Source organism: Pseudomonas sp. FW305-E2 (assembly GCF_058782925.1).
The window spans coordinates 63,579-87,326 of sequence record NZ_JBYSYE010000012.1 but is presented as its reverse complement, the minus strand read 5'-3'; the positions used below and the strand labels follow the sequence as shown (position 1 = coordinate 87,326).

The 23,748-nt window shown below is 63.8% G+C and carries 18 protein-coding genes; 2 read left to right on the top strand and 16 right to left on the bottom strand.

Annotation, left to right across the window (positions count from 1 at the left end; genetic code table 11):
* Positions 1 to 212 precede the first annotated feature (212 nt).
* A complete protein-coding gene (gene pdxR, locus AC3WLP_RS12520) occupies positions 213 to 1,709 on the bottom strand; it encodes a MocR-like pyridoxine biosynthesis transcription factor PdxR (protein WP_088512723.1) in 1,497 nt (498 codons plus the stop codon).
* On the opposite strand from pdxR, the gene AC3WLP_RS12515 reads away from it, so the two are divergent.
* A complete protein-coding gene (locus AC3WLP_RS12515) occupies positions 1,710 to 3,476 on the top strand; it encodes an NAD(P)H dependent flavin oxidoreductase family protein (RefSeq protein ID WP_088512724.1) in 1,767 nt (588 codons plus the stop codon).
* Between the two features lie 72 nt (positions 3,477 to 3,548).
* The gene (locus tag AC3WLP_RS12510) at positions 3,549 to 3,995 is read left to right on the top strand and encodes a GNAT family N-acetyltransferase (RefSeq protein ID WP_088512725.1); all 447 of its coding nucleotides are present in this window, start codon (positions 3,549 to 3,551) and stop codon (positions 3,993 to 3,995) included.
* Between the two features lie 46 nt (positions 3,996 to 4,041).
* Here the strand turns inward: AC3WLP_RS12510 and AC3WLP_RS12505 are convergent, their stop codons facing one another.
* The 15 genes from AC3WLP_RS12505 to AC3WLP_RS12435 all read right to left on the bottom strand — a co-directional run bounded on the left by AC3WLP_RS12505 (position 4,042) and on the right by AC3WLP_RS12435 (position 23,646).
* Positions 4,042 to 4,554 carry an AmiS/UreI family transporter gene (locus tag AC3WLP_RS12505; protein ID WP_088512726.1) on the bottom strand — a complete coding sequence of 171 codons (513 nt, stop codon included), beginning with the start codon at positions 4,552 to 4,554 and terminating at the stop codon, positions 4,042 to 4,044.
* Between the two features lie 12 nt (positions 4,555 to 4,566).
* Positions 4,567 to 5,151, bottom strand: a complete 585-nt coding sequence (locus AC3WLP_RS12500; protein ID WP_012052055.1) for an ANTAR domain-containing response regulator — start codon at positions 5,149 to 5,151, stop codon at positions 4,567 to 4,569.
* Positions 5,148 to 6,305 (bottom strand): transporter substrate-binding domain-containing protein, encoded by a 1,158-nt coding sequence (locus AC3WLP_RS12495; RefSeq protein WP_088512727.1) that lies wholly within the window; start codon positions 6,303 to 6,305, stop codon positions 5,148 to 5,150. Before AC3WLP_RS12495 ends, AC3WLP_RS12500 begins: the two co-directional genes overlap by 4 nt.
* A 21-nt stretch (positions 6,306 to 6,326) precedes the next feature.
* Positions 6,327 to 7,448 (bottom strand): AAA family ATPase, encoded by a 1,122-nt coding sequence (locus AC3WLP_RS12490; protein ID WP_088512728.1) that lies wholly within the window; start codon positions 7,446 to 7,448, stop codon positions 6,327 to 6,329.
* Positions 7,449 to 7,503: 55 nt separating this feature from the next.
* Positions 7,504 to 8,547: an aliphatic amidase gene (locus tag AC3WLP_RS12485; protein ID WP_012052052.1), complete on the bottom strand. Its 1,044-nt coding sequence runs from the start codon at positions 8,545 to 8,547 to the stop codon at positions 7,504 to 7,506.
* Positions 8,548 to 8,732: 185 nt separating this feature from the next.
* Complete coding sequence (dapA, locus tag AC3WLP_RS12480) at positions 8,733 to 9,599, bottom strand: 4-hydroxy-tetrahydrodipicolinate synthase (protein WP_088512729.1); 867 nt, start codon at positions 9,597 to 9,599, stop codon at positions 8,733 to 8,735.
* Positions 9,600 to 9,936: 337 nt separating this feature from the next.
* On the bottom strand, positions 9,937 to 13,455 hold the full coding sequence (gene bcsC / locus AC3WLP_RS12475) for a cellulose synthase complex outer membrane protein BcsC (RefSeq protein WP_088512730.1): 3,519 nt from the start codon (positions 13,453 to 13,455) through the stop codon (positions 9,937 to 9,939).
* Positions 13,443 to 14,558 carry a cellulose synthase complex periplasmic endoglucanase BcsZ gene (gene bcsZ, locus AC3WLP_RS12470; RefSeq protein WP_014859243.1) on the bottom strand — a complete coding sequence of 372 codons (1,116 nt, stop codon included), beginning with the start codon at positions 14,556 to 14,558 and terminating at the stop codon, positions 13,443 to 13,445. The genes bcsC and bcsZ overlap by 13 nt, the downstream gene beginning before the upstream one ends.
* Positions 14,558 to 16,846: a cellulose biosynthesis cyclic di-GMP-binding regulatory protein BcsB gene (gene bcsB, locus AC3WLP_RS12465; RefSeq protein WP_088512731.1), complete on the bottom strand. Its 2,289-nt coding sequence runs from the start codon at positions 16,844 to 16,846 to the stop codon at positions 14,558 to 14,560. The genes bcsZ and bcsB overlap by 1 nt, the downstream gene beginning before the upstream one ends.
* Complete coding sequence (bcsA, locus tag AC3WLP_RS12460; RefSeq protein WP_088512732.1) at positions 16,843 to 19,452, bottom strand: UDP-forming cellulose synthase catalytic subunit; 2,610 nt, start codon at positions 19,450 to 19,452, stop codon at positions 16,843 to 16,845. The genes bcsB and bcsA overlap by 4 nt, the downstream gene beginning before the upstream one ends.
* Positions 19,449 to 20,156, bottom strand: a complete 708-nt coding sequence (bcsQ, locus tag AC3WLP_RS12455) for a cellulose biosynthesis protein BcsQ (RefSeq protein ID WP_012052046.1) — start codon at positions 20,154 to 20,156, stop codon at positions 19,449 to 19,451. The genes bcsA and bcsQ overlap by 4 nt, the downstream gene beginning before the upstream one ends.
* Entirely contained in the window at positions 20,153 to 20,371 is a 219-nt protein-coding gene (gene bcsR / locus AC3WLP_RS12450) for a cellulose biosynthesis protein BcsR (protein WP_012052045.1), read from the bottom strand. Before bcsR ends, bcsQ begins: the two co-directional genes overlap by 4 nt.
* On the bottom strand, positions 20,368 to 21,981 hold the full coding sequence (gene bcsG, locus AC3WLP_RS12445) for a cellulose biosynthesis protein BcsG (RefSeq protein ID WP_088512733.1): 1,614 nt from the start codon (positions 21,979 to 21,981) through the stop codon (positions 20,368 to 20,370). The genes bcsR and bcsG overlap by 4 nt, the downstream gene beginning before the upstream one ends.
* The gene (gene bcsF / locus AC3WLP_RS12440) at positions 21,974 to 22,159 is read right to left on the bottom strand and encodes a cellulose biosynthesis protein BcsF (protein WP_088512734.1); all 186 of its coding nucleotides are present in this window, start codon (positions 22,157 to 22,159) and stop codon (positions 21,974 to 21,976) included. The genes bcsG and bcsF overlap by 8 nt, the downstream gene beginning before the upstream one ends.
* Positions 22,156 to 23,646 (bottom strand): BcsE family c-di-GMP-binding protein, encoded by a 1,491-nt coding sequence (locus AC3WLP_RS12435; RefSeq protein WP_088512735.1) that lies wholly within the window; start codon positions 23,644 to 23,646, stop codon positions 22,156 to 22,158. The genes bcsF and AC3WLP_RS12435 overlap by 4 nt, the downstream gene beginning before the upstream one ends.
* Between the last annotated feature and the right edge of the window lie 102 nt (positions 23,647 to 23,748).

The following is a 23,748-nucleotide window of genomic DNA, read 5'->3' as shown; positions in this document are numbered from 1 at the left end:
GCTATCGGAGGTGCTGGCGCAGGCTTGAGGCGCCGAGATGCGGTTATGTGCGGTAACCGAACGGAATGCGTTGAGGCCCAGAGGCCTCGCGCCCCTTGGGGGCGTAACCCTCCTGCACAAATCCTGAGCCCACCGCGATCACTGTGGGAGCGCGCTTGCCCGCGAACACGGGCGAAGCCCGTGCCATCCCCTGTCGCGACACAAGGCCATGCCTACAGCCACCGCGCCTTGCCAATCGCTTTCGCGGCGTCTGCCAGGCGTTGGGTCGCCTGCCGAATCTCATCCGCATCCAGCGAAGCAAACCCCAGGCGCAAGGCATTCTCGGCATGGCCAAACGGTGAAAACTGTCGCCCACTGCGCACCACCAGGTCCCGTTCCAGCGCTTTGTCGACCAACTGATCCACATTGATCTCATCGGCAAACCTCACCCACAGCGCCAGGCCACCTTCTGGCGCCTGCACGCTGATCTGTTCGCCAAACGCATCGCGCAAGCACCCCAACAAGGTTTCGCGCCGGCGCCGGTACTCGCGGTTGACGCGGCGCAAGTGCTTCTTCAGTTCGCCATCATTGATCAGGTCCGCCAACATCTGCTGCATGACTGCATCGCCCTGCCCCAGGGTCAACATCGCCCTGCGTTCCAGCACGGTTGTCACTTCCACCGGTGCCACGATATAGCTGCAACGGAACGTGCTGCCCAAAGGCTTGGACAGTGAGCCAATGTAAACCACGTGCCGCTGCTGGCGGTCGCTGGCCAACGGCAGATAAGGCCGCCCGGCAAAGTGGTATTCGTAGTCGTAATCTTCTTCGACCACGCAAAAGGCATGCTGGCGCGCCAGCTCCAGCAGCTGTTGCCTGCGCCCGGCTGGCAGGCTGACCGTGGTCGGGAACTGGTGATGGGGTGTTATGTACATCATCCGCACCTTGTGCTGCCGGCACAGGGCATCTAGCTGATCGACCCGGCACCCCTCATGGTCCAGCTCCACAGTCACCAGGCGGGCACCCAGCTGACGGAAGATCTCCCAGGCGGGGGGGTAACTCAGGCGCTCGACCAGCACAACGTCACCCGGCTTGAGCAACACACTGGCCACCAGGGACAGCGACATCTGCACCCCCTGGGTCAGGCAGATATGCTCGGCGCCAACGTTCAGGCTGCGATTGTGCCGCAGCATCTCGGCCAAGGCGCTGCGCAGATTGCGGCTGCTGCACTCGCTGCCGTGGCGCACGCTATTGCTGCTGAAGCTGCTGCGCAAGGCATTGCGGTAATAGCGGTGCAGTACAGCCTGCGGTAGCAGGCGGTGGTCACAGGCGCCGTTGTCGAAGAACAAGGCCCCCAGCCGCCCTTGCTGGGCTACAGCCTGTTCGTTCGCCTTGAAGTAGGCAACGGCGGGTTCCTCTGGCAGCGCCAGGGCAAAAGGCCGCACGGCACCGCAAACGGCCGCTGTGCCAGGCGCCAGCTGCTGGCTGACAAAGGTGCCCCGGCGTTGCACGCTTTGCAGCCAGCCTTTGGTTTCGGCTTCCTCATAAGCAAGGATCACGGTCTTGCGATTGACGTTCAGCAGTTGCGCCATCTGCCGCGTGCCCGGCAACGGTGTGCCAGGGCGCAGGCGACCCTCGCTGATTGCGGCCACCAGCCCTTCGACGATCTGCCGGTACGAAGCCTGTGCCCCATCGAGTTTGAGCAGTGGCTGCCATTTACGAAGCTGGACCATATGAAATATCCAAAACTGGAGGTTCTGCTGGTCCTGGACTATAGCAACAATCGAACCTCCATTTGCCCCGAGGTGCTCATGCAAAGCCGCCACGTCATTGAATTGTCGCCCTCGGGCAAAACCTTCGAAGCCAGCCAGGAGCTGCTGCTCGACGCCATGCTCGCCAGCGGCCTGCCGGTACCCTTCTCCTGCCGCCGCGGCGCCTGCGGCTCGTGCAAGGTCAAGGTGGTGTCGGGGCAGCATCAGGACAAGCAGCGGGATGCGGACACACCGCCGCCTTCCTACCCCTTGGCCGCCGACGAGATGTTGCTGTGCCAGAGCCATGCCTGCAGCGACATGCGCCTGGAAATACCCGGCTGGTCACTGGACGCACCCGCACTGGAAACCCAGGCACAGGTGGTTGGCAAGCGCGCGCTGAGCGCAGATATCGTCGAGCTGGTGTTGCAGCCTGCTCAGCCGCTGGAGGTGCGGGCGGGCCAGTACATGCGGTTTCAGTTGGACAACGGTGACAGCCGCTGTTTCTCCATTGCCAACCTGCCTGCCCGGGAACAAGGGCAACTGGTGTTTCACATCCGCAAGGTCAGCGGCGGCCTGTTCACTGAAGGTTTGCTGCCCACCCTGCAAGCAGGTGCAACGGTAAAGCTCGAGGGCCCGCTGGGCGCCTGTACCTGGCAGCACGATGACCAACGCCCGCTGATCCTTTTCGCCACTGGCACAGGTTACGCCGGCATCAAGCCGCTGTTGCTGACGGCCTTGGCCGGCGATGCCGACGTCACGCTGTATTGGGGCGGCTCTTCGCCGGCGGATTTCTATGACCGCGAATTTCTCGACGTGTCCAGCCGTGTGCACCCGCACTTTCGCTGGCAACCGGTGCTCTCGGCCCAGGCACGTATACAGCAGGTGGCGCTCAGCCAGACGCATCGCTGGGTCGAAACCCAGGTCTATGCCTGTGGCAATGCCACGATGATCACCCAGGTCCGCGAGCAATGCCTTGCAGCAGGGGTACAGCCCCATCGCTTTGTCGCCGAGGCCTTTGTCGCCAGCGGCGCACGGACAACGCAGGCTTCATCAGCCAGCACGCTGCACCCTCAGCTGGAAAAGGTCGGCCCACGTTATTCGCTGGACGGCATGCTCGCAGCCCGCGAACAGTCGGTACGGGCCGTGGCCGCCATTGCCAGCCAACTGCAGGTCGGCATGACCACCGCCCAGGCACTGGAGATGGCCGCGCATACCCTCCAGGCGATGGGCGCCTCACACACCTGGCACCCCACCTACATCCGTTTTGGTGACGATACCGTGCGTACGCCACGGCAAGGCATTGACCTTCAACGTGTGCTACGTACCACGGACATCGTCGTGGTCGACGTTGGGCCGGTATGGGATGGCTATGAAGGTGACTATGGCGATACCTTCGTGTTTGGCCAGCACGCTTTGCACCACGCCTGCGTGAAGGCACTGCATGAAGTGTTCGACGAGACCCGTCAGGCCTGGGGCCGCGGGTTGACCGGACGTGAACTGTATGACTTCGCCGAGCGCAGTGCCCAGGCCAAAGGTTGGCAGCTGGAGCGCAACCTGGCCGGGCATCGCATCGCCGACTTCCCGCATGTGTTGTATAGCCAGGACAAGCTGGCCGAGGTGGAGATTGTCCCGAGCGAGGTGGTGTGGGTGCTGGAGATACAACTGTGCCACCCTACCGAACCTGTCGGGGCATTCTTCGAAGACATCCTGATTGGCGAACGCAAGCCGGGCACTGCCAGGGCAGCTTGATACCGCATCGGCCTCTGACCCCGTAACAGGTTAAAGTGGGCAACAGAAGGTCACCCGACAAGGACGATTACCATGCAAGTACGCACGCTCACCCCTGACGACCTCCCCCAAGCCTGCGCCTTGTGCATGGATGCCTTCATGCAGGCTGTCGCGCCCACGCTGTCGGCGCAAGGTATCGAGACCTTTACCCAGGTGTCAGCACCCCAGGCGTTTGCCGAGCGCATGCAAGGTGACAACCTTATGCTGGCCTGTTTTGTCGAAGGCGCTATCGCGGGGCTGATCGAGCTCAAGGAAGGCCGTCACGTTGCGATGCTGTTCATTGCACCAGGCCTGCAACGCCAGGGCATAGGCAAGCGGTTGATGAACGCAGCACTGGAGCATGCCAGCGCTGAGGTGGTGACGGTAAAGGCATCATTGTCCTCTGTACCCGCCTACCAACGCTACGGCTTCACCCTGGCAGGCGACGTGGGTGAGTTTGCCGGGCTGGTGTATCAGCCGATGGAAAAGCGCCTGCCGTAAGGGCAGCGTCACAGCGCAAGGCTGCTCCACAGCGGGCGCATGGCCGTCAGCCCATCTGCTGCCACAGGATCAACAGCCCGGGCACCCAGGCGGTGAAGATCGCGCACAGCAACGTCATTGCCGCCACCAGGCGCTGGATCTTCCTGGCCAGCGCCAGCAACAGGAAAAAGCTGAACCACAACACCGTCCACGCCGCCCAGTTCAGCACATCCCATACCTTCAACAGCCCTTCGGCGCCAGGGATGGAACTGACTGTCACCACCAGCGCCGTCACGCTGACGAACAGGCAGAACCAGCCTAGCCCGCGCCCATCAACCTGCAGCACCTGGTTGGCGGCCACCCACAGGTAGGTAAAGGCGAACAGGAGGGTCAAGGCACCGGCCTTGATGCCTTCGGCCGAGCCCACCACGAAGATCAGGTAGACCGCCACCAACAGGCTGAGCAAACCGAAAAACAGGTTGATCACCGCCACTTCGCGGTCAGTGATACGCCCCATCAGCCAGATGCTGTTGATGAACAACACCGCACCCACATACAGCAGAACCAGTCCGTACAACATGGCAACCTCTTCTCATTCGAATTGTTTTAGGGTTTTTCTTGCCATTTCCAGCATCGACAGCCGCTGTTTCATCGCCTCTTTCGACAAGTAGGCATGAGCTTCAGGCTCCTGCCAGCCCTGGGCCGCCATCAGCAGGACCTTGGCCTTGTTGATGTCGGCCTGGTGCTCCAGACGCTCCTGCAACTGGGCATTCTTCTGCATCAAGCGGGCCTGGGCTTCGCTGTTGCTTCTGGCGCACACCAACGCCGGAAGTACCTTGTGGTTGTCCAGAGGCAGCACCATCACGCCGTGACACCCCAGCTCCAGGATTTGCGAAAGAATGGTCGGGCTCTCGTACTCCACCAAGGCGATGGCGGTCAGGCGTACGCCGCCCTGCGCCAGCAGCTTGCCCAGCTCGGCATGGTGGCGGCCTTCGAACACCCCGCAAAACACCAGGTCGGTGTGGGTGTCGAACGCCTTGGGCGGTGGCCAGCACTGCTTCACCGAGCAGCCGATACGCATCAGTTGCAACACCAGGGCATCAGTGATTTCACTGGGCGGACAAACGATGCCCACGTGCAGTTCACGCAGCGTGTTCAGGATGTTCGACGTGCTCATGAGGGGCCGCCCCCCATCATGCTCACGGTCCAGTCGTCCAGGTTGTGAACCACCACATAGGGGTCAGGGCGGATGGTCGTAGGCGATTGCCATTTGATGCAGATCTGCCCGCGCGCATCGATCTCGCCGATACGTGAAAACAGGTGCGAGTGGTTGTTCTGCTGCTCCACCTGCACCCTGCCCTGGGGGCTATCCATGCTCGCGTGGTACAGGTGATTGCGGATTACCTCCACCTCCAGGCTGCCGGTGGCATTTACCGCCTGGCACAGCATGCGCATCTGGCAGTACGCCGCCTCGGCCCAGGCAGTGATGCGCACATCGGCCGGAAAGAACGCACGGCACTGACTGACGAATGCGTTGCTTTGCGGTGACTCGACGCTGGTGAAGTAGGGTGCCACGACGATGTTGCCACGGGCCGCCTCGGCCCCCATTTCGGCAATTTCTGCCTCGCTGGTAGTCAAGCTGGCGATCGGCGGCCGAGGGCCATTGCCATAGCGCTGCGCCATTGCTTGGTAGAAGCTTGCCGTCCCCGTACCGACCACGGTCGAGAACACCACGTCAGGGGCAGAACGCACCACCCGCTCGACCACCAGGGCCAGGTCATCGGCCGAGGGGTACAGGGGCATGTAGGCTTCTTCCACCACTTCGCCACCATGCTGCTTGTACAGGTGGCGCATGACATGGTTGCTTTCCCGCGGGTAGATGTAGTCGGAACCGACGAAGGCGACCCTGGCACCGTAATGACGTGTCAGGTATGCCGCCAGTGGCGCGCTATTCTGGTTAGGTGCCGGCCCGCCGTAGATGATATTGGGCGAGTACTCGAAGCCCTCATAGGGCGTGGGATAGAACAGCAAGCCATCGGCGCGCTCGATGACGGGCATCACGGCTTTGCGGGTGTGCGACATGTAGCAGCCGAGCATCAGGCGCACACCGTGGTTGCGCACATAGTCGTCACACAGATTGCGATAACGGTCCGGGTCGCCCCCGGGGTCGCCGACCAGGGTCAGAACCGGTTCGCCAAGTACGCCCCCCTCGCGGTTAACCTGTTCGACCGCCAGCAGCGCGCCAAAGCGCTGCGAGCGTTCAATGGCTGCGGTAACGCCGGTTTCGGCGAACAGCAAGCCCACCTTCAATTGCCTGTCTTGTCTACTCATCACACCATCCTGTGACAACCGTCATGTCGGCAACGAAAAACGGATGCGCCCGCGCTCAAGGTGGCCGGCCACCGTCATGCACGTCACTTCTGCCTGGCATGGGATGCGGTTACCAAGCAGGTACTCGGCCAGTGGCACTTCCAGCTCATGGCGGATAAAGCGCTTGAGCGCACGCGCGCCAAACTCCAGGTCATGGCCTTCGCTGGCCAGCTTGCCAACCACCGCCGCATCCAGTTGCAGGTGGCAGTGATGCTTGGCAAGGCGCCGGTTCAGGCGCGACACCTCCAGTTCAACGATGCGCTCGCTCACCTCCTGTTCGATGGCATTGAACACCACAGTGCTGTCGATGCGGTTGACGAACTCGGCAGAAAAACGCTTCACCAGGCGCCGCCGCACCAGCCCCAGCAAACGCTCGCGGCGCCCTACCTGCAGGCCAAGCAGACGCCGCAGCGGCGCCAGCGGGCCCAGCCGGTGCTCGCGTATTTCGTCTGCCGCCAGGTTGCTGGTCATGAACACCAGTGTGTTACGGAAATTGAAGCTCTTTTCACCGGAGGCCAAGCGCAGCAGGCCATTGTCGAACACATTGAGCAGCGCCTGGGACACCTCCTTGCTGGCCTTTTCCAGCTCATCGAACAGCACGATCCCAGGGCGCCCTTGGCTCCCGTCCAGCAGCGCCTGGTCAAACAGCGTGCGGCCTTCCTTGGCGCCAGCATAGCCCGGTGGCGCGCCGGTCAGAGCAGCGGCGTAGTGTTCCTGGGCCAGCGTGTTCATGTCGACCCGGCAGAAGGCATCGGCATCACCGTGCAGGGCGCGGGCCAGGGCACGCACGACCTCGGTCTTGCCGACCCCGGTCGGGCCGAGGAACAATGCCGTGAACAGCGGACGGCGCGGGTCGAGAATATCCGCACGCACCACCGTGAGCACATCTTCGATGGCCTGCAAGGCTTCGTCCTGGCCCAGCACTTCGTTGCGTACTACCTGCATGACGGCAGCGACATCGAAGCGGAAACGCGACTGCAGGGTGTCTTCGCTGCGCAGGTGGGTCTCGACAATTGCCCGGGTGTGGCAGTTTTCGGCACTCAGTGCAGCACTGGAGGACGCATCGCGACGCGTCTGCTCCAGCAGGTCGTTCAAGAACGGCATGGTCTTCCCCTCGCTTTGTGAAACAGCGTGCCCGCAGGCACGCTGGGCAACCCCGTCAGCGGGCTTCCTTTTCCTTGGCATCGTAGGGAAGGCTGCCGACCGGGCACTGCGCCACCCCCGAGGTGCGCCGTGTCAGGGCCTCGACGTTCTCGCGGGCCTTCTCGGCATCCAGCACCCAGGTGCGGTAGAACTCGAATGGGCATTCGGCAATGCCGCGGTCGCCGTCGCCAGACAAATGCATACCGCTGTAGCCACGGTGCAGGATCTTGTACAGGTGGTTTTGCGACTGGTCGTTCTGCCGCGCATCGCGAATTTGCGAGATCGACAGCTGGGCGTACTGGATACCCATCTCCTCTTCACCGCACTCGCCGAGTGTACGACCATCGAAACCGATGATTGCCGAGTGACCGAAGTAGGAATACACACCATCGAAGCCCGCGGCGTTGGCCACTGCAACGTAGCAGTTGTTAGCCCACGCCATGGCCTTGGCCATCAGCACCTGCTGGTCCTTGGCCGGGTACATGTAACCCTGGCAGCGCACGATCAGCTCGGCGCCTTTCATGGCACAGTCGCGCCAGATTTCCGGGTAGTTGCCGTCATCGCAGATGATCATGCTGATTTTCAGGCCCTTGGGGCCATCGGCAACGTAGGTCTGGTCGCCCGGGTACCAACCCTCGATCGGGCACCAGGGGATGATCTTGCGGTACTTCTGCACGATCTCGCCATTGTTGTCGATCAGCACCAGCGTGTTATAGGGGGATTTGCGCGGGTGCTCTTCATGGCGCTCGCCGGTCAGCGAAAACACGCCCCAGACATTGGCCTTGCGGCAGGCCTGGGCGAACACTTCGGTTTCCACGCCGGGTATGGCCACGGCGGTTTCCATCATTTCGGCCGGGTCATACATGATGCCCTGCAGGCTGTACTCCGGAAAAATCACCAGATCCATGCCCGGCAGCCCCTGCTTCATGCCGACAATGATGTCGGCGATTTTCCTGGCGTTTTCGAGCACTTCATCGCGGGTATGCAGGCGCGGCATCTTATAGTTGACCACGGCGACGCCGACGGTGTCATTGCTGCTGGAAATATCACCATGACGCATGTTGACCACCTCTTGTTGTTATTTTTCAGGGACGAAAAAAAGCCCTCTCCGCATGCGGAGAGAGCTCATTTGCTCTTTGGGTTCGGGGTGGAGGCTGCGACATCGCCATTGATGCGCGGCTCCTGACAACCAACGGTATATGCCGGGTGTGGCGGCTTGTCAACCCGCCATCAACCGTTGCCGCTTCAGGCGCCGAGTGAACACAGCACGCTTTGCAACTTGTCTCGGGTGGTATTCGTGCACGCCTGCATGGGCTCGCGCAGCTCGTCTGCAATCAGGCTTTGCAGCTGCAATGCCGCCTTGACCACGGCCGGGTTGGGCTCGGCAAAGGCCACTTTGATCCAGGGCAGCAACTGGTAGAACGTACCCCGCGCGGCGGCCCAATCACCGCTGTCAACCTGCTGCACCATGCGTACGTAAAGGTCGGCGCGCACATGTGCGGAGGCTGAAATGGCCCCTGCCCCACCCAGGCACAGGTTATTGAAGATCTGCAGGTCTTCACCGGCCAGCACCTGGGCGTGGCCGTCCTCGATCAGGGCCATGGTCGTCTCGCTGTCACCGCCACAGTCTTTCACCGCTGCAATGCGTGGATGGCGCACGATACGGCGCAGGGTTTCACGTTCCATGCGTACGCCAGTGCGGTAGGGAATGTCGTACACGATCACTGGCACGCTGGCGGCATCGGCCACGGTGGCGAAGAAGGCTTCGATGCCAGCCTGCGAAGGGCGGATGTAGCAAGGTGCGGGAACCAGCAGTCCGCCAATGTCACGCTGCTGGATTTCAGCCTGGAAGGCCAGCAACTCACGCAGGTTGTAACCTGACAGGCCCATCACCACCCTGCCAGGCTCCACCCAGGCCAGCACGGCATCCAGCACTGCCAGTTGCTCGGCCTTGGACAACGCCGCTGCCTCACCCGTGGTACCGCACACCACAAAACCGGCCACACCGTCTTCGAGCAGCTTCTTCACCAGCTTTTCCAGGCCTGGGAAGTCGATTTCATTGGCGCGCATTGGCGTGACGAGGGCGATCCAGATACCACGGAAATTCGACATGCAAAAACTCCTGATGTTGACCGAAAGTCAGCGTCAGCAGGGCGAAGAGTGGAAGTGGTGGCAGGGATACCTGGCGCCTTCTGTCTCGTCAGCCCACCTGACGAGACAGCGCGCCTCGGTCAGATGAGCGGCTGTTTCTTGGATTTCTTGGCAACGGCAACGCACGCGTCTGCCTGAGCGATGAAGCCCGAAGCGGAAATGGCGTGGTTGGATGTGGACATGCTGGCAAGCCCGTTGCGTAGGTATGGCTGGATAATGGTGGGGCGGCGTGCCTGGTGTCAACCCTTGGCCCGCATCGCCCCGTGCAGGCGCGCCCCTTGCAACGCAGCGATTGCCGTCACCGCCACTCGCTGTAAGGCTCCAGCGGTGTCACCGGCAGGGCCAGGTTGCCTCGCCACGGTTCGAACAGGTAGCGCAGGTAGAGCATGCCATGGCTAGGCGCATAGTCATCGCTGTGCTGCCAGTCGAAGCCGCCGCCCAGTACCCACTGGTCACTCAGGCGCCGTTCGAACAGACCGCGCAGGCGGTAGCCCAACCCGCTGCTGTCGCTGGCTTCGGTCATCGCATCGATGTTGGAGTCGACGCCATAATTCGCCAGTACCTTGCGGTTGATGTGCGCGTCCGGGTACAAGCGGCTACTGCCACTATGAGCCTGAGACCAGCTGACGGAACCTTCCAGCAGCAGCGACCAGTCGTAGTTGCGCCAGGCATAACTGACCGGCACGCCCACCGAACTGTAGCGCTGCGGGCTGTAGTAACCGCCCTGCCCCAGGCTGTAGCCGCCCAGGTCCTTGTCATGGCGCCAGTGCATCAGCGTCACGCCAACACGGACACGCTCGTCGGCCTTTTCCACCACGCGGTGGTAAAAGCCGGCCATGGCCCGGGTCCGCTGGTTGTCGGCCACGTTTTCGCCGTACAGCCAATGGTGCCCCAGGCTGGCCCACACTCCGTTGTCGCCACCTTGGTCCCAGCTCAGTCCGAGCGTGGCGCCATTGGCAGTGACCCCGCCCCAGCGCACGCCCGTCGGGCGGTCGCGTGCGCCGGCGAACGACAGCAATGAATTGCTCATCGGCCGGCGCGAGGCGGTCAGCGACCAGCCAACCTGCCCGAGGTCACCGTTGACCGTTGCGCCGCCCAGCCAGTTGTTGATTGCATAGCCCTGGGTGGTGCCCAGGTCGAACGCCCAGCGGCTGCCCTGCCAACCCAACGCCAACAGGCTGCCGTTTGCAGTCTGCGATCCCCCCGTGCACGCGGGCAGTGTTTTGCCGTCAGCGGTCTGGCCAACAAACTGGCAGCTGCCGAAGTCGGGGGTGTAGCTTCCCTGATCGTTCGGCTCGAACGACCCCGCATCCATGCCAATGCGCTCTACTCGCGCAAACGCGGTGCCCTCCTGCCAAGGAGTGTCGACATGCAACAAGGTCGACTGGGTACTCAGCTCCGACGTGCCGGGCGTACCGTCATCCTCGCGCCAGCCGTAGTCATGCATCAGCGTCACATGGGTATTGCGCTGGCGATACAGGGCGTCCACATCACTGCGCAGGCTGCGGGCCAGCCAGTCGTCGCCATCCCGCTCGCGGCTGGCCAGGGTCAATGCACGGTCATCCCGTGGCGCTACGGCAGCACGGTCCAGCAACTGCGCATCAGCCATCGCTGCCGCGTAAAGGTCCAATGCTCGTTGAGGATCATCCTGCGCTACCAGGCGGGCTGCGTCGCGTCGCAACAACGGATCGGGTCGCGTCTGCTGCGCGGCAATCCGGTCAAGCAGCCTGGCCGCCTGATCGTGTTCGCCCAACGCGGTCCACAGCGCCGCCAGGCGCCGCTGGGCGTTGCCGTCATCAGCGGCAAATTGTGGCACCTTCACGCCCAGCATGTGCCGGGCCTGCTGCAGGTTGCCTTCGGCCACGGCGCTTTCCATCACCCCAAGGCGTGCATCAGGACGCCCAGGCTGCGCGACCAGCACACGCTGGTAATAGCTGCGCGCCTTGCCATGTTCACCACGCGCGGCTGCCCAGTCAGCCAACAGCATCAAGTCGTCCGAGCTGCCTTCACCACGCGCCAGGCCGGCTTCAAGCAAGGCTGTCGCCTCGGCACCGCGGCCTTGTGCCTGCAACTGCTGCGCAGAGGCCAGGGTCATACGCCGTTGAACACGTTGCTCCAGCGCGTGCATGTCCGCGCTCCAGGTCGCCTGAGGTACCGCTCTCAGACTGTCCAGAGCCAAGGCATCACGGTCGCTGGACTCCAGGAACAGGCCGTGGGCATAGCGCGTTGCCGGATCACGTGGCTGGTGCTGCACCAGCCTGGCAAATGCCGCGTCGGCCTCGCCAGTGCGCCCTTGGTGACGCAGACTGTTGGCCAGCTGATACACCAGCCAAGGCTCATCGGGAGCCAGGGCTGAAGCCTGGCCCAGCACATGGCTGGCCGTCGACCAGTCCTCGCGCTGCAGGGCTTCGTCCCCTTGCTGGCGCAGGCGCGCAAGTTCCAGGCTGCGTCGCAGGCTGGCGAACTGCGCCTGCTGCCGTGGTGGCAGGCTGTCCAGGTATGCCTGCGCCTTGCCTGGCGACTGCGCCTGGTAAACGCGCATCAAGCCGCGCACGGCACTTTCGTTATCCGGCGCCATACGCCGTACCTGCAGGTACTGCCGCTCGGCAGCCGCCACATCGCCCTCGGCCAGCGAGACATCTGCCAGGCCCAACAACGCGTATTCATCCTTTGGCCGTTGCTGGCGAGCCTGCCGGTAAAGTGCGCGCGCACCGCGCACGTCTTTCGCCTCCAGGGCCTGCTCGGCTTTCTTCAGCAGGGCCCAATACTGGCTGGACGACTCCAGGTCCTTCCATTGGCTGATCCAGTAGGTGTCCTGCTCCTTGGCGCTCGCCGCGCGGAACGCCGCATGGGCGTCTTCATGGCGGCCCTGGCGCATCAACGCATAACCCAGGGCCCCATGCAGGCTGGCATCGCCCGGGTACTGGCGCAGGGCGCGGCGCAGCTGCGTTTCAGCTTCGGCATTACGGCCCTTGTCGAGCAATGCCTTACCCCGTTGACCGGCCTGCCATGCCGGGTCGGCCAGCAGCTTGCGCTGCTGTTGCAAGGTCTCGCTGGCCTGTGCCAACAACGGTGAAGCTGGGTAACGCTGAAGAAAGGCCTGCCAGGCTGCCGCGCTGGTTGCACTCACGGCTTGCCCGGACAGGTAGTCGAACTCGCGCTGGGCAGCGGCATCCCGTGCACCGGGGTCTCGCGCCAGCTGATCGAGCAGGGCCAAGGCCTCGCGGTCACGCTTTTCGGCGAACAACCAACCGGCCAGTGTCTGGCGCAGCCCGGCACTGCCCGGGTACTGCTGATCCAACCGCTGCAACTGGCGGATCGCCTCAGGGCGTTGGCCTGGCAGGTTGCCGCGCACGCGCCAGTAGTCCAGGGCCAATTCAAGGCTGGGTGGTTCGCCGGCAAACAACTGTTCGTACATCGCCAGCGCCTCTTCATTACGGCCGGTAACCGCCAGCAGACGCGCCTGCTGCAAGCGCCGCGCAGGCGCCGGTTGTTGAAGTTCAAGCAGGCGTGCGGCCTGACGTGCTTGCAGGCTGCCAGGCGCCACGGCACTGATCCGCGCACTCAACTGCTCGGCTTCACTGCTGTTCTTCTCGCGCAATGCCAGGCTCAAGGCCGCCAGCAATACCTCCGGGTTGCGCGGCTCAAGCAACTGCAAACGGCCCAGCGCATCGCGCACCAGGTCGTCACGGTGCAGCGCTTCGCCGCGGCGTACCTGGTCCAGCAGCCATTGGCGCTGTTCATCGATATCCTTGGGTTGTGCATCTGCCTGGCAGGTTATTGCCGCCAGCATCAACACGCCGATCATTCGCTGCATGGCGCACTCCAGGCCGGCAACAGGCGGCCGTGCGGGTCAAAACGGTAACGGGCCTCGTCGAAGCCCTGGCCGAACAGCGCCAGCACCTGGCTGTAATACGCCTTGGCCTCGACCGGTTGTTCGCGCAAGCGCTGGCGCTGGGCCGCCAGGCCGGCCACGTGCTCTGGCGAGGCAGCAAGCAATGGCAGCAAGGCCGCAGAGAAACCCGCCGGGCCATGGCCGCGGGCTTCACCGCTACGTGCATCCAGGTGCTCAGGAGGTAGCCCCTGGCGCTGGGTCAATGCCGCCATCGGCGCATAATGGGCGACCAGTTCGCGGCGTTGCGCCGCCCCCTCGGCCAACATGCCGACCCACAGGTACACACGAATGGCGTCATAATCACCGGCATTGCCATGTTTCGTGTCTGCCGCTGGCTTTCCGGCCGGCGTCCACAGCAACCAGTCCGGTGCAAAGCCCTTTGGCGACGATGCCAACCACAAACGCCGCGTGTTGGCCGCCAGCTCCCCCCACAAGGGGTCCACCTCGCTGAAGCGGTCGAGCAACTGCAGCGGCAGGTAGCTGGGGTTCAGGCGGGTACCCTGGGCGTCTTCGAAGCCGTAGTCACCTGGCAGCAACATCACGCCAAGGCCTGGAAGCTTGCGCACGGTCTGCGCGGCGATACGCCACAGCAGGTGCTGGCCCAGTTGCGTGTAGGCCGGCTGGTCCCACAACCGCCCTGCTTCCAGCAGGCTGTAGGCGATCCACAGATCGGCATCGCTGGCGTTGTTGGCGTCCAGCACCTGCCACTGCTGCTGCCCGTCACGGCCCCACAGCCAGGCAGGCAGATGCCGGGCCAGGTCACCCTCGGCGAGGTTGTTGCTGGTCCAACGCAGCAACTGCGCGAAGGTTTGTCGGTCGTTGCCTACCAGGGCGAAGAACAGCGCGTAACTCTGCCCTTCCGAGGTGGTGATCAGGCGCTCGTCACTCGGGTCGATGACCCGCCCATCCACACTCACCAGCTCGGCCTTGAACCGCTCCCAGGCAGGCCATGGGCAAACCGACCCGGCATTGGCGAAAACGGGCAGGCCTAAGGCGACCAGCCCTACCAGCATCTGACGCATCATCACCCCGCCTCACCCAAGCGGCGCTTGCCTGCCCAGCGCAGTGCCCGCCACAACAAGAAGGCGAACAGCACCACGCAAACAGCCGCGATCACCGCCAGCAACACAGGGTGCTCGGACAAGTGGAACCACAGCAGCAGCCACCACGGCAGCGCGCCCACGAAGTAGTGCTCGCCGACGAACTGGCTGCTCACGCCACTGCTGCGTACCAGCGTTACCGAACCCGCCACCGCATCGAGCTTGCCTACATCGCCAAGCACGTCGCGCAGCAATGCGTAATCGCTGTCGCTGTTGGCCAGCAAGGCCACAACACTGCGCTGCTCGTGGAACGGCGACTTCAGCCCGGTGATGGCCGCAATCGGCGCCTGGGCGCTGACCGCCACGCGGCTGCTTGCAGCCACCGGCTCAGTATCGAAACGCTGGCCACCGGGCAACGATGCGCTGCGGCCCTGCAGCAACCAGTCACGCTGGGCGCTGAGCAACAGGCCAAGGTCGGGCGCGTCGCGCAGGGCCTCGGGCAGGCTGCCGATCAGCAGCAAGTCGGCGTCTGCCGCTGCGACCTGTTGCCAGTCGTCGATCAATTGCAGGCCAAGCGCCGGGTAACCGATCTGTCCGGCCAACCCGCCAACCGTGTCGAGCAAAGTGCCGACCTGCATCGCCGTGGGTTGGGCCGGCATGATGACCAGCGTCTCGGACAGGTCGGCCATGCGGCTGAACGGGAAGCCACTGCGGGCGAATGCACGCAGGTCGGGCATGGCGATGTAATGGTGGTAACCGGAAAGGTCGATGGTGGAGTTGTCGTCGATCGCTGCACGCACGTCCACCGGCAGCGAGGTCTGGCAGCGATCGCGCTGGGCGCTGCCCAGGGTACTGGCAAAGCTGAAGTCGAAGCGCAGGCGGTTACGGTCGCCAATCTTCAGCGCCGGCACCAGCGAGTTCTCGGTCAATGCAGTGTTGTCACCGGACAGCACTGCCAGGCGCATTTCTTCAAGGGTACCGCCGCGCCGGTCATTACCCACCAGCGGCATGCTGGTGATGTACTGATCGTTGACGCTGATGCTCAGGCGCGATTCGTCGGTCACCGCTGGCGCCGTATAGCGGTACAGGGTGCGCAGCGGAATACCCTGGTTGCGCCAGACGAACAAGTCGGGCGGCAGGTTCAGTTCCAGTGTCACCGGCCGCGGTTGCAGGCCGCTGACTTGCAGTTGCTCGGGGTAATCCAGCAGCTCGGCAAATCGAACCGGCCGGTCGGTGCGCGTCCAGTTCGGCGCATCGTAGGGCTGACGCGGTTGCAGCGCGGTCATCTGTTCCACTTTGACGCGCGCGCCGCGGAACAGATTGTTGCCGACCGCCAGCGCCGAGGCGGCCTTGATCAGGTCGTCGTCGTTACGGCCCAGCACCAGCAGCACTTTGCTGAAGCGGTCGTCCGGGTGATCGATCACCTGCAGCACGGCGCCGTCGACTGGCGGGAACTGCTGCAGATCGGCGAGGAACGCCGGGCGACGGTCGTTGCTGGCAAACACGATGCTCGGTGCAGGTTTTTCGCCACGGGCCGGCAGGTGGTTGTACAGCACAGGGAAGCTGGCCTTGCGCCAACCGGCCTGACTGCCGAAGTAGGATGCCAGGATTGCCGCCGCACGCTGCTCGCCCAGGCTCGGCACGCCGCTGAACACCACCGGCAGCACTACCTTGCCGGTGTCGCGGGTATCGAAGAACGGCAACGGGAAATACGCCAGGTCGTTTTCCAGCACCAGCGCCTGCTCGTGCAACTGTACCTGGCTCTTGCGGTTAAGGTTAAGCCACAGGCCGCTGTGGGCCGGGTCTTCGCAGACATCGGTATAGTGCCCGACAAACTCCAGACGTACCCGGTTGAAGTCGCCGAGCAGTTTCGGGTCCAACGGCAGCTGGCGACGCACACGCTGGCCCAACTGCTCTTTTTCCACCGGAACTACGCCCATCAGCTCGTCGTTGAGGTAGACGCGCAAGTGCGACAGGTTCGGCAGCAAGGCTGGCGAAGGCGTGTAGTCCAGTTGCAAGCTGGCATCGGTGGCCAGGCGATCGCGACGCAGGCCGAACTCAATATGCTCGCTGTTGCGTACCCCCAGCAGCAGGCTGTCGGACGCATGTCCAAGCTGCTCGAAGGTTTTCGCAACCTGCCAGTTTGGTACCGTGGGTGTGGGTACCGCAGGCTCGGCAAGCGGAGCTACAGAAGCAGCAGCGGCGCTCTGCGACAAGGCGGTAAACAGCGCCATCGCCAGGCCCCAGGTACGCGCGGGATAACCAGTCATCATGCGTCTCGATCAACAGGGTTCATGGAAGGGATTGCCCGCGGTGTGCGGGGCCAGTAGCTGGCCAGCCACAGCGCCAGCGAACGCAACGGGCGCAACCACGCCCGCAGCCATGGCGGCATGTGCTCAACCAGGCGCACGTAACCGACGCCGCCCAGCTTCAACACATCGATCAGGCTGCGCAGCGGGCGCTCGACCTCGTGCTGCTCGTTCCAGCCAAGCCAGGCATCGGCGCGGGCAAAGGTGCAGTGGACCAGGTCGATACGCTGCTGCAGGGCGAGGTCGCGGAACACCAGGCCCACGTGTTGCCCGACGGTACGGGTGACGCACGCCTGGAAGGCGAACTCGCGCTGGCCGCGGTTGAGCAGCAGGCGTACCTGCTCCCCCGGTTTCAGCTCCAGACCGGGCTGTACCTGCAGGCCGATACCGCCGTCGGAGTAGTCGACCAGGGTGCAGGGGTAGGCATGACCGCTGGCCAGCATCAGCCCCGCCGGCAAGCGCATCTGCACCCGATGGGCGCGGCGCACCTGGCGCACTTCGGCGGCCACCGCAACTGCGGCACCGATGATCAGCAGGTTGTAGATCACCCACAGCGAGCTGACGATCACCGTGCCGATTTCTGCCGTCGGGCCGGTGACCAGGCGCCACCCCGCAAAGCCCAGACCCACCACGTTGAGCGCCGCCAGCCACAGGTAAGGTTGGGCGATGCGCCAGTCGAACTGTTCCTGCTCCATCAGGCCGCCCTTGGCGGTGACGTTGAACGTGCCTTTTTTCGGCGCGAACAGCGCCACCGTGGTCGGGCGGGCGATGTACCAGGCCAGTACGGTCTCGTAGACCTCGCCCCAGAAGGTTTGTCGGTACTTGCCCTGCATGCGCGAGTTGGTCAGGCTGGCGTGGATCATGTGTGGCAGCACGTACAGCAGAATCATCAATGCCGGTGCGTAGATGATGTAGGCATGCAGCAACAGGAACGCCAGTGGCGCCGTCAGGAACACCAGCCGCGGCAGGCCGGCCAGGAAGTGCAGCATCGCGTTGGCGTAGCACACCCGCTGGAACAGGCTAAGGCCACGCCCGAATAGCGGGTTGTCGGTGCGGAAGATCTGCACCATCCCACGGGCCCAGCGAATGCGCTGGCCGATGTGCGCCGACAGGCTTTCAGTGGCCAGGCCCGCAGCCTGCGGAATGCTCAGGTAGGCTGACGTCCACCCTTGGCGATGCAGGCGCAGGGCGGTGTGGGCATCTTCGGTCACGGTCTCGACGGCAAAACCACCGATGCTTTCCAGCGCAGTGCGGCGCAGCACAGCACACGAGCCGCAGAAAAACGCCGCGTTCCACATATCGTTGCCGTCCTGGATCAGACCGTAGAACAGCTCCCCTTCGTTGGGGCGGCGGCGGAACGAGCCGAGATTGCGCTCGAACGGGTCAGGCGAGAAGAAATGGTGCGGTGTCTGCACCAGCGCCAGTTTAGCGTCCTTGAGGAACCAGCCCACGGTCAGTTGCAGGAAGGAGCGCACCGGCACATGGTCGCAATCGAAGATGGCGATCAACTCGCTGTCGGTGACGCCCAGCGCATGGTTGAGGTTGCCGGCCTTGGCATGCTTGCTGTCGGGCCGCACGATATACCCTACCCCGACTTCGTCGGCAAAGGCACGAAACGCGTCGCGGCGGCCATCATCGAGGATATAGATGCGCAGGCACTCGCGTGGCCAGTCCAGGCCCAGCGCGGCCATTACCGTGGTGCGCACCACTGACAGGTCTTCGTTGTAGGTGGGGATCAGCAAATCGACGGTTGGCCAGTGCCTGGCGTTGGCCGGGAGGTTTGCCGGCTTGCGCTGCAATGGCCAGCTGGTCTGGATGTAACCCAGGATCAGCACGAACCACGAATAGGTTTCCGCCGCCAACAGGATCACCCCGAATACCAAGTCGGTGGTGTCGTTCCAGTTCAGGGTCGAGGTGTAGCGCCACCACAGATAGCGGCACGAGATGATGGTCGACAGCACGATCAGCATCAGGGTCGGGAAACGCCCCGGCATGTGTCGCACCAGCAGGGCGATGACCAGCAGCAGGCAGATGAACATCAGTTGCGCCAGATAGCCGAACGGTTCCGTCACGCACAGCAGGGCGAGGCTGAGGGCGAACACCGTCAGTACGCTGTAGAACGCCCGCCGGGCAAACACGCTCAGGCCGCGCAGGCGTGCCGAGGCCTGGTGCCTGAAAGCACTGGCGCGGTAGCGCGCGGGCACCTGTTGCAATGCATCGATCAGCAGGCCGCGGTAGTGGCGCGCCACCCCGCCTGCCGCCCGCAGGTGCATGCGCACCGCGCCCAACGCGCGGCGGCCAGGCCCTGTTGTACGTGCCTGCGGTTGGCGCCGCAGCAACAACCACAGGCTCTGGATCAACAGACGCAGCGGGTCACCCAGGGTTGGGCGCTTGCCCGCCAGTTGCGGGTACAGGCGTTGGCGCTCGGCCAGCAGCGCCTGCCAGGCGGGTGACTCCAGGCGCAGAAACAGGAAGGCCAGCCACACGCCGAGGGTGAACAGCCATGCGACCGGCAGACGCGCGCCACGGACGGTGAACCAGGTATAGGCCGACAAAGGGGTCAGGGTCACGGCTGGCGCCTCGTCAGACAGCGCACCGCCAGGCTTTGCACATCCCGGCAGGCCAGGCTCTGCGGTGCGTAAAGACCCAGGGGAGCCTTGTACGCCAGCGCTTCGAGGAAGGCTTCGTCGCGATGGACCACCTGGATCGGCAAGCGATCACGAAACAGATCACGCCACACCATCAACAGGTCGCTCTGCAAGCGGCTGGCCGGGTCGTAGCGGTTGACCAGCAGCATGTCGAAGTGCTCGAGCGGGCGTCGCCCGAGCAGCAGGTGGCTGGCCATTTCGGCTTCTGCCACCAGTACCCGTACATCAGTCTCGATGCCATTGCCGGTGGTATCGCCCGGCAGTTGCGGCAGGTCGTACAACAGCCAGTCGAAATGCTCGGCCAGCTCGACCTGGCGAGCGCGCCATGACTGCGCATCGGGCACGCGGTGCTGCGCACCGCCAGGCAGGTTGCCATACGGCAGCAGGCACAGGCCATCGAGCACCTCGTACACGGCATCGCTGAACGGCCGCCCTTCCCGCTCGGCCAGCGCCCAACCCTCGGACGTATCCAGCGGCAGGTTGAAGTGCAGCCCGAGCAAGTTGCTTGGGCACAGGTCAATCAGCAGCACCCGCTCGCCCACGCCCTGCAGCGCGTAGCCCAATGCAGCCAGCAAGGCGCTGCGCCCCAGGCCTCCGCGTACCCCATGCAATGCCAGGCTGGTCATGGCGCGACCCTCTCGCGCTGGGTGACAGCCGCGTACAGCGCATCGTCGCTGCTGGCCCTGCAGCTTTCACCCAGCAATGGCCAGCGCTGCAGGGCCTGCTGAACGCCCACCAGCATCGAGATGTCCTGGTAGTTCAGCTCTGGCATGTCCAGGTGCTGACGCAACTGGGCAATATCGTCGCTACGGTCGGACGGGTCTGACTTGCCAGTGATCATGGGCGCTCCTTCGGAATGGGCTGCCAGTCAGGCTGGCCTTGCAGGCGCATGTAGGCACGCCCCTGGTAATTCAGCACCTGTGCACCAGAGGTTTCGGCAACCTGCTCGGTGGTTGGCAGGTCGGTCAGCAGGCCGGGCACATCCAGCACCTGCTGCTGGCCGAGGCCCGCATACACACGCGAGATCAGCTCGGACAGCGCCAGGTAGCTGGTGGCAGCAGTGACCCGCAGCGGCTCGTTGCGGGCAGGCTGGCCCATGCCGATGAACTTCAGGCCGACCGGCACATGGGTAATCGACGGCGTGGGAATTTCGCGCATGCCAGACAACTGCATACGGTCACCATGCAACGCGGCCCCATGCTCAGGGACAATGGCCACCACTACCCGGCGGCCACTGCGCTCCAGTTCGTCAAGGAAGGTGCCAAGCTCGCCAAACAGGCGATTGGCGCGGGTGGCATAGTCGGCCACGCGGGTACCGCCGTCGGCAGTGACGATACGGTTGCCGTCATGCAGGCTGATGCTGTTGTAGAACAGTGACACATGCTCGTCCGGGGTGCCTTTGCGTTGCCCCCACCAACGGCGCAGGACATCCAGGTCACTGGCAATCGGCGAGCCGTCGAAGCCCACCAGCGCCCGTGGAAAGTCGGTATTGCGCATGCCGGGTTGCGGCATGTGCTGCTGGGTAATGTCGCCGATGAAGTTGTCGAACCGGCCGCTGTGGTTGAGCAAGGTGTTGCTCTGGAAACCCAGCCGGGCCAGGTTCTGGAACAACAGGCACTGCTCCGGAGCCGGTTGGTACAGGCCAGCGTGCGACGACTGTCCGCAGCTGGCACGCAGCACACGGATGGCGGCCGGGCCGCTGTAGGAGGTCGCCGAGTTGAACTGGTCGAAGATCACGTCCATGCGCGACAACAGCGGGTTGTCCCGCAGCCCCACGGCAGACAGATCATCCCAGGCCAGCGAGCAGATGTTGATTACCAGCAGGTCGAACGGTTGCTCATCGGCATTCACGGCCGGGAACGCCGTCACCCGCTCGCGCTCACTGGCGAAGAAGCGCTCAAGCCAGCTGTCGAGCGTGGCATTGTCGGCTACTGCAGAGGCAGGCGCAGGTTCGGCTGCGGTGCGCGCCGCCACGCCGGGCGCCTGGCTTGCACCCAGCAACGGCAAGCCGCCGACCGACAGCCATGCCAACCCCAGCAGGCTCAGGGTGCTCAGGCGCAGCCAATGGCGTAGGTACAGGTAACCCACCAGCAACATTGCCAGCGCCCCCAGCAGGTTCCAGTTGATGAAGCGGCCCAGCAGCTCGAGCAGATAGTCCCACGAGAAGTCCAGCACCCCCGGCTGCGCCAGCAAGCGGCTGAAGGGTGGCAGCCAGGTGTCCTGGTATAAAAGCGCGATACCGATTGGCACCGCCAGCAGTTGCCGGGCAATACGCAGCCACTGGCCCGGCAAAGGGATAAGCAGAAACGCAGCAAACAACAGGTTCGGCAGCGCCTGGAAGTCGAGCATGCCAAGTGCGACCAGCAGAAACTTTGCAAAAAAATAGAGGTTCCACCCTCCCAGTCCAGGCCAGCGGGCCAGTACCGGGAGGGTGATGGTGGTATTAGTCATTCTGGGGTTCCTGGTGTGCAGCGCGGCGGCGTACGCCCAGCGGTTTCAGGTAACGGGGGGGAAGGCGACGGCGCAACCCGTCACGTAATGCCGAACACAGGTGCACGAGCAACAAGGCCAGGCCCAGCGTGACGAGTGCGGTAATGCCGACCACCTGCAGCAGTTGCACGAAGTTCATGCGCCACCCCGCTTGGCCAGGCCAACCTTGCGCGGTGCCAGCGCCGACCATGCCTGTGCAGGCAGTTGCGCCGCCGTGTCGCTGCGGGGTGGCTGCGGTAGGTTGCGGTCGAGGAAAGCCGGAGTGGCCAGGCTGTCGACACCGGCAAGCACCTCCTGGCTGATGAACAGCTCTTTCCATGACAGCTGGAAGATGTGGTCAAGCGCCTGCTCGACCCCTTCCGAGCGGCAAGCGAACAGGAACAGGAACAGCACCTCGCCAACCACGCAGGCAATGTCGCCATCACGGCGGAATACCGTACGCGAGCAAGCCTGCAGCGGGGTCAGGCCGGGCGCCGGACGCAACACCAGCAACTGGTGGACGATTTCGCCGTTGCGCACCCCGTGCCACATGCTTTGCACAGCCTCGGCGAACGCCCGTGGCGCTACCAACCCACAGATGGCCAGCGGCCGCAGGCGTGCCAGCAAGGCATCGAAGTCGGTTGGCAGGTGTCGACGCCAGACGTAACCCTGGATGCTCTCGACCATGGTCAGGAAGCGTGACAAGCTGGCACCGAACGGCACGATCTGGCTGGCACCACAAGCCAGCAGCAACTGTTCGTCTTGATAACGCAGGGTCGGCGCCATTTCGCGCACCACCAGCTTCAAGGCGTTGCCACGCGACTGCCGCAGGTGGTGCAGTTGGCGCGCCAGGCTATCCAGACGCTGCCCACCGTCCATGGCAAAGATCACCGTGGCAGACACCGCCCGGCTGGCTTTGCCCCCCAGTTCCTCAAAGCTTTCGCAGACCTGCCAGTGTTCAGAGAAGGCTGGCGCGCCTTCCAGTACCGGGCGCTGGGCCAGGCACAGCAACTCGTCGCCACCGGTGTCGCTGGGTGCCTGAGGCGTGGCAGCAACGGCAAACCCCGCGCTCAGCCGAGTCAGCTCCATGTCCCGGGTGGCTGCTTTGCCAAGCGGGTTGCTCCAGAAATGCTGCAGGTAGCGCACCCCACCTTTGCCGCGGTACACCTGCCCCAGGCCGTCGAGGCACTGGTTGAAAACGCGCAGGCGCTCGACCAAGGCGGTGCTCTGCCCCCCAGTGACGACCAGCAGCAACGCCGCTTCAGCCAACAACGCCGGGCGCAGCGCATTGCACCAGTGCTCGACTTCGGTATCCGCCCAGGCGTGTGCCGGTGCCAGCAGCACCAGCACACGCCCACGGGCATCAAGACGAGGCAGGTCTTCAACCAGATAACGGGTGGCTTGCGAGTTGGCCTCATACAACGCGAGCTCGGCCGGGCCGCGCGTTGCGTCGAGCGCACCCAGCACGTCATCCATGGCTTGCGCGTCGGCGATCAGGGCTGCCCTGGCATTATCGGGCATGCCTTCGACCACCTGGCGGCATAGCAAGGAGGCGTCTTCGGCGGCGTCACAGGCTAACCAGTACAGTCCTTGTTGATGAAGCTGGCTGCTCTCGACGCTCAGGCCAGAAATCGCCAACAACTGCATTCCATTAGTCAAAACACTGGCTCTACAAAAGGTAAATTGAAACGGTTTGAAGGCGGAATGTGTCACATCCTCTGCTGACGCCTTATGACTCACGTCAAAAAA

What these genes read in the sequence shown, in the direction of transcription:
- AC3WLP_RS12505 (WP_088512726.1), bottom strand. Translation starts at nt 4,554, where the DNA reads ATGTTGTACGGACTGGTTCTGCTGTATGTGGGTGCGGTGTTGTTCATC.
- bcsB (WP_088512731.1), bottom strand. Translation starts at nt 16,846, where the DNA reads ATGATGACTGGTTATCCCGCGCGTACCTGGGGCCTGGCGATGGCGCTG.
- AC3WLP_RS12490 (WP_088512728.1), bottom strand. Translation starts at nt 7,448, where the DNA reads ATGCCGTTCTTGAACGACCTGCTGGAGCAGACGCGTCGCGATGCGTCC.
- bcsQ (WP_012052046.1), bottom strand. Translation starts at nt 20,156, where the DNA reads ATGACCAGCCTGGCATTGCATGGGGTACGCGGAGGCCTGGGGCGCAGC.
- bcsZ (WP_014859243.1), bottom strand. Translation starts at nt 14,558, where the DNA reads ATGATGCGTCAGATGCTGGTAGGGCTGGTCGCCTTAGGCCTGCCCGTT.
- AC3WLP_RS12510 (WP_088512725.1), top strand. Translation starts at nt 3,549, where the DNA reads ATGCAAGTACGCACGCTCACCCCTGACGACCTCCCCCAAGCCTGCGCC.
- bcsF (WP_088512734.1), bottom strand. Translation starts at nt 22,159, where the DNA reads ATGAACTTCGTGCAACTGCTGCAGGTGGTCGGCATTACCGCACTCGTC.
- AC3WLP_RS12485 (WP_012052052.1), bottom strand. Translation starts at nt 8,547, where the DNA reads ATGCGTCATGGTGATATTTCCAGCAGCAATGACACCGTCGGCGTCGCC.
- dapA (WP_088512729.1), bottom strand. Translation starts at nt 9,599, where the DNA reads ATGTCGAATTTCCGTGGTATCTGGATCGCCCTCGTCACGCCAATGCGC.
- AC3WLP_RS12515 (WP_088512724.1), top strand. Translation starts at nt 1,710, where the DNA reads ATGAAATATCCAAAACTGGAGGTTCTGCTGGTCCTGGACTATAGCAAC.
- bcsR (WP_012052045.1), bottom strand. Translation starts at nt 20,371, where the DNA reads ATGATCACTGGCAAGTCAGACCCGTCCGACCGTAGCGACGATATTGCC.
- bcsG (WP_088512733.1), bottom strand. Translation starts at nt 21,981, where the DNA reads ATGACTAATACCACCATCACCCTCCCGGTACTGGCCCGCTGGCCTGGA.
- AC3WLP_RS12495 (WP_088512727.1), bottom strand. Translation starts at nt 6,305, where the DNA reads ATGAGTAGACAAGACAGGCAATTGAAGGTGGGCTTGCTGTTCGCCGAA.
- bcsC (WP_088512730.1), bottom strand. Translation starts at nt 13,455, where the DNA reads ATGCAGCGAATGATCGGCGTGTTGATGCTGGCGGCAATAACCTGCCAG.
- pdxR (WP_088512723.1), bottom strand. Translation starts at nt 1,709, where the DNA reads ATGGTCCAGCTTCGTAAATGGCAGCCACTGCTCAAACTCGATGGGGCA.
- AC3WLP_RS12500 (WP_012052055.1), bottom strand. Translation starts at nt 5,151, where the DNA reads ATGAGCACGTCGAACATCCTGAACACGCTGCGTGAACTGCACGTGGGC.
- AC3WLP_RS12435 (WP_088512735.1), bottom strand. Translation starts at nt 23,646, where the DNA reads ATGCAGTTGTTGGCGATTTCTGGCCTGAGCGTCGAGAGCAGCCAGCTT.